Here is a 4,606-nt window from a genome sequence, read left to right on the forward strand (position 1 = left end):
GTCTATCAAGCGTTCCGGTGGTGGGGTGTCGGAACGTGTCTACCAATCGGCCTTCATCATCCAATGAGTCTATCAAGCGTTCCGGTGGTGGGGTGTCGGAACAGGAGTTTGAGATATGGGAGACCCCCCCATATCTCAAACTCCGGTGCTTCGCACCGCTTGCTTATCAAGGCGTGAATTACCCGGCCACCTATGCGGTGGCACCGAAACCACTTCGGGCAGCGCGCAGCAGGTGCCCGCCTATCCGAAAGCACGCCGCCAGGGAGCAGATTTCCGGCTCGGGGCATACTGCTACCCATTCGGCCAGTGGCCGCACTTGTTGCCCTGCATGCCCGAAACCCAAACAGACCTCGCAGCGTCCCGCCCCCTCTGGAGGACCTTTCTCGTTTTCCTCGGTCCGCTGGTGCTGACCAACATGCTGCAGGCGCTGTCGGGCACGCTCAACAACATTTACGTCGGGCAGATGCTGGGCATCAAGGCGCTTGCAGCGGTCGCAGGTTTTTTCCCGCTGTTGCTGCTCTTCATTTCTTTTGTCATCGGTTTTGGCGCGGGCGCCTCGGTGCTCGTGGGCCAGGCTTGGGGCGCCAAAGACATCCCCCAGGTGCGCGCGATTGCCGGCACTGTTCTTTACGCCGGTTTCCTCTTGGGGGTGGTCATCGGCCTGGGCGGCATGCTGCTGACCGAACCCATGCTGCTGTTGCTGGGCACGCCGGCCGATGTGCTGCCCCAGTCCGTCGCCTATGCAAGGATCATGCTGGCCGCGCTGCCGCTGCTGTTTGTCTCCATGCTGGCGGCGGCGGTCTTGCGCGGCGTCGGCGACACGGTCACACCGCTGTTCGCGCTGGGGGTGTCCTCGGCCATCATCCTGGTGCTGACACCGGCATTGATCCGGGGCTGGGCCGGCCTGCCGGCGCTGGGCATCACCGGCGGCGCTTGGGCCACGCTGATCGCCAGCGCCGCGTCCCTGCTCTGGCTGGGCTTTCACCTGCGCCGGCGTGGCCGTCCGCTTGCACCCGACGTGGCCTTCTGGCGCCAGCTGTACCTGTCACCCGACGTCCTCAAGCCGGTCATCCGCTTGGGTTTTCCCACCGGCCTGTTTTTCATCACCGGATCGCTGGCAGACCTGGCGCTGCTGCGCCTAGTCAACAGCTACGGCTCTCATGCCACCGCCGCCTGGGGCGCCGTCAGCCAGGTGATGGCTTATGTGCAGTTTCCAGCGATGTCGATCGCGATTGCAGCTTCGGTGCTGGCGGCGCAGGCCATAGGCGCCGGCCGCCTGCAACAACTTGACCAGGTGACGCGTATCGGGCTGGCCATGAACATTGTGCTGACCGGTGCGCTGGCCGTGCTGGTGCTGGTGTTTGCCCGAACCATCGTCGGACTGTTCATCACCGACCCGGAGGTGCTCGCGCTGGCAGCCAGCCTGCTGCACATCACGGTCTGGGCCAGCCTGATTTTCGGCCTGGCCAGCGTCTTCACCGCCGTTATGCGCGCCAGCGGCACGGTGCTGGTGCCAACGCTGATATCGCTGGGCTGCCTGGGCCTGCTGCTGTTCCCGCTGGGTTGGGCTTTCAGCGCCGCCTTCGGACTCCCCGGCATCTGGGCCAGCTACCCGGCCACCTATGCCGTCGCACTGCTGCTGCAGGCCGCCTACTTCTACGGCGTCTGGAAAAAGAAGCCAATACGCAAGCTGGTCTGATCCGTTTCGTCAGCGCCTGCGGGGTGTTGACACCAAAATGGCCGGGCTTTTGCACTCGATGCAGGCGCTGGCATTGTGCCCAACGCGACAGGCTGCACAGAGGGCACAGAAATCTGTGGTGCGGAGCCATACCGGGACTATTCAGCAACATGAAATTCTCATGATGTCATCGGCCAAATTTGGGCCCTTCAACGCTATATTGCGATCGACCTCATGGACCACGCGGAGTCACGAACTGCCCCGGACCAAAATATTCTCGTTCCCTGCGGAAGGCGAAATGCTTGTCGCCTTCTGCGATGCCCTACATTCCCGGAGCTCCGACCTCATGTTCACTCTGTTCATCGCCAACAAAAATTACTCGTCCTGGTCGCTGCGGCCGTGGGTTCTCATGCGCGAACTTCACATTCCGTTCGAAGAAAGGATTATTCCTTTCGGTGGAATCTCTACTCCTGACGCCTTCCGTTCATTCTCGCCTACCGGGAAGGTGCCGTGCCTGGTTGATGCAGACCTTGTCATTTGGGATTCGCTAGCGATTTCCGAGTATTTGGCGGAGGCGGTTTCAACTGTCTGGCCGTCTGAGCGTGTGCCCCGGGCATGGGCGCGTTGTGCCGCCGCGGAGATGCATTCCGGCTTTTTGAATCTTCGAAATAGCTGCACCATGAACTGCGGGCTCCGCGTAAAGATCGAAGTCCACTCCAAAGCGTTGCTGTCAGAACTGCAGCGCGTTGACGAGCTTTGGAACGACGGCTTATCGCGTTTCGGTGGACCGTTTTTGGCAGGCAAGACCTTTACAGCCGTCGACGCGTTTTTTGCACCCGTCGCTTTCCGGGTACAGACATACGATCCTCCGCTTTCGGCACGCGCGCGTGAATACGTAAATCTTTTGTTAGGCCTTCCTTCGATGAAGCATTGGTACGAAGCTGCCCTGCGAGAGACATGGCGCGACGAAGAACACGAGGCTGAGGCCCGCAAGTCTGGGCTATGGCTTCATGATCTCCGGCACTCTGCGTTGCGACGAGATTGATCGACCATCATGGCCAACCGGGTTCACCCCACACCGATTTACGCTGATAACTCCTCCGGCAGCTTGCCTACGGCTTGTATTGACTGGCGCTTCGCTGACGCAGATTCCATGTCGGCACGGGACACATACGATCCCACCCCAGATGCCCGATGTGCGATTGCGGGCGCTTCCCCAACAGCCAATCTATCGGTCAGTTTCTTGCGTTCGTGGGGAAGCCCACATACAGGTGTTAGGTGATCATGTGAGAGTCGCGGCGTGTGCGGTGATCTATCAGGCCGGTCGAGTGCTGCTCGGCCGCCGTTCAGGCCATCGCGCGTACTACCCTGGCGTCTGGGATCTCTTCGGTGGTCATGTTCTACCGGGCGAGGCGCCCGAAGTCGCGCTCGCGAGGGAACTCGACGAAGAACTGGGGATTACGCCAACCGTAGCCCACATCGCGCTCGTCGTGTCCGAGCCCAACCCGGACGCTCACGGGCCCGGCGAGTTTCACGTGTTCCTGGTTACCGGCTGGAGTGGAGAGCCCGAGCTACGCAACGCTGAACACGAGGTGTTAGGCTGGTTCACGCCTGCCGAAGCCGCGCAGCTCAACCTCGCCCATACGGCAATTGCCTCTGTTCTCGAGCACGTGACCGGTGAGGTTCGGTCACATGACGCTTCATTCGAGCCGAAGCCGCTTCGCGGCTCGGCTTAATTCAGGCGTTCGTCGATGGTGATTTCCTCGGGCAGCGTGGACATGTAGTACTTGCTCGGCCACTCGATAAGCAGCCATTGCTCGGGGCGCAGGCGTGTCTTGCCCACATTGCCTCCCGCGTGGCCCACCTGCACGGGCGCAAAGCGCCCGCTCAGTGTGTCGTGGGTCCCCTCGCGCCAGCTGACTCTGTTCGATGGAGTTGACGCGATTGATGTCGAGCTGCTGCGAATCATAGAAATTGACGCGCGCGCGAGCTTTACCCAGCTGGCGCAACATGTGGGGCTTACTGCGCCGTCCGTTGCCGAACGCCTTCGACGGCTGGAGGACAAGGGTGCAATCCTCGGGTACGCTGCCGTGATTGATCCCGCATTTCTGGGACTGTCAGTGGCGGCCTCCATACGGCTGCGAATCAACGGCGCAGACTGCGGGAAGTTTGCTGCCAAGGTCAAGCAATGGCCTGAGATCGTGCGCCTGGACAGGCTGACCGGCGATGACTCGCACCTGGCGCTGGCCTTGGTCAAGGACGTCAAGCATCTTGAGCAATTGATCGATCAGTTGACATTCCACCGCGCCACGGCGACGTCCGTGATCCTGGACACCCCGACAAGAGATGGCTCTGTCCTGCGTGCGGCAGAGCATGCGGTCAAGCAGACACTTCGGCGCGCCACCAAGGCACCCAAAGCGAAAGACTAAAGCGGACGGGGTGGCTGCAGCCACGCCTGCTGTTGACACCCTGCACCGTCGGCCCCCCTGCATCAGCACCTTCGCTACGCAAAGCGGGCTGTAGTTGCGATCACCGCATCGTCAGCACTGAATAAACGGGCTAAGCTGCTGATACCCATGGGCAGTGCAACGCCCGCCATGTCCACCTGGCGGTGGCGATCACCAGCGCCGCGCGAGCCAGCGGCCAGCAGGCCGATTGCTCGCCGGCACCAATAGCCCGCGCGATGCGTAAGCCTGCCGCCGCGGTTGCTCCGATGAGGACAAATATCCTGGAATTTCTGAAAAGCAACCAATAATTGCCCTCTTAAGGACAATTATGAACCCCAGTCTCTGGACTCAACGCTTAGGGAAGGTCTGCATAACCCCCGCCGCAGCGAGAGTTGCTAGTCAAGAGTTCACAACATGAAACCGGCACAGTGTTCGAGCCGGTTTTCTGGCGATGCTGGCCCGAGTCTGCGTCCGCCTCGAC

4 protein-coding genes and 1 pseudogene are annotated in these 4,606 nt (G+C 61.1%); 4 read left to right on the forward strand and 1 reads right to left on the reverse strand.

Going from position 1 to position 4,606, the window contains the following annotated elements; genetic code table 11:
- The first annotated feature begins 328 nt into the window (after positions 1 to 328).
- The 3 genes from H0W47_RS18300 (at position 329) to H0W47_RS18310 (ending at position 3,414) form a co-directional block, all read left to right on the forward strand.
- The gene (locus H0W47_RS18300) at positions 329 to 1,699 is read left to right on the forward strand and encodes an MATE family efflux transporter (protein ID WP_296927003.1); all 1,371 of its coding nucleotides are present in this window, start codon (positions 329 to 331) and stop codon (positions 1,697 to 1,699) included.
- Positions 1,700 to 2,024: 325 nt separating this feature from the next.
- Positions 2,025 to 2,723 carry a glutathione S-transferase family protein gene (locus tag H0W47_RS18305; RefSeq protein ID WP_296927005.1) on the forward strand — a complete coding sequence of 233 codons (699 nt, stop codon included), beginning with the start codon at positions 2,025 to 2,027 and terminating at the stop codon, positions 2,721 to 2,723.
- Positions 2,724 to 2,865: 142 nt separating this feature from the next.
- Positions 2,866 to 3,414, forward strand: a complete 549-nt coding sequence (locus tag H0W47_RS18310; protein WP_296927007.1) for an NUDIX domain-containing protein — start codon at positions 2,866 to 2,868, stop codon at positions 3,412 to 3,414.
- Here the strand turns inward: H0W47_RS18310 and H0W47_RS18315 are convergent.
- Positions 3,414 to 3,605 (reverse strand): annotated as a pseudogene (locus H0W47_RS18315) (IS701 family transposase); the annotation flags it as partial. The gene H0W47_RS18310 and the pseudogene H0W47_RS18315 sit on opposite strands and share 1 nt — an antisense overlap.
- On the opposite strand from H0W47_RS18315, the gene H0W47_RS18320 reads away from it, so the two are divergent.
- Complete coding sequence (locus tag H0W47_RS18320; protein ID WP_296927008.1) at positions 3,571 to 4,107, forward strand: Lrp/AsnC family transcriptional regulator; 537 nt, start codon at positions 3,571 to 3,573, stop codon at positions 4,105 to 4,107. The pseudogene H0W47_RS18315 and the gene H0W47_RS18320 overlap by 35 nt on opposite strands.
- The last annotated feature ends 499 nt before the right edge of the window (positions 4,108 to 4,606 follow it).

Origin of the sequence: Polaromonas sp. (assembly GCF_013817205.1) — a bacterium.
Lineage (GTDB): Bacteria > Pseudomonadota > Gammaproteobacteria > Burkholderiales > Burkholderiaceae_C > Polaromonas.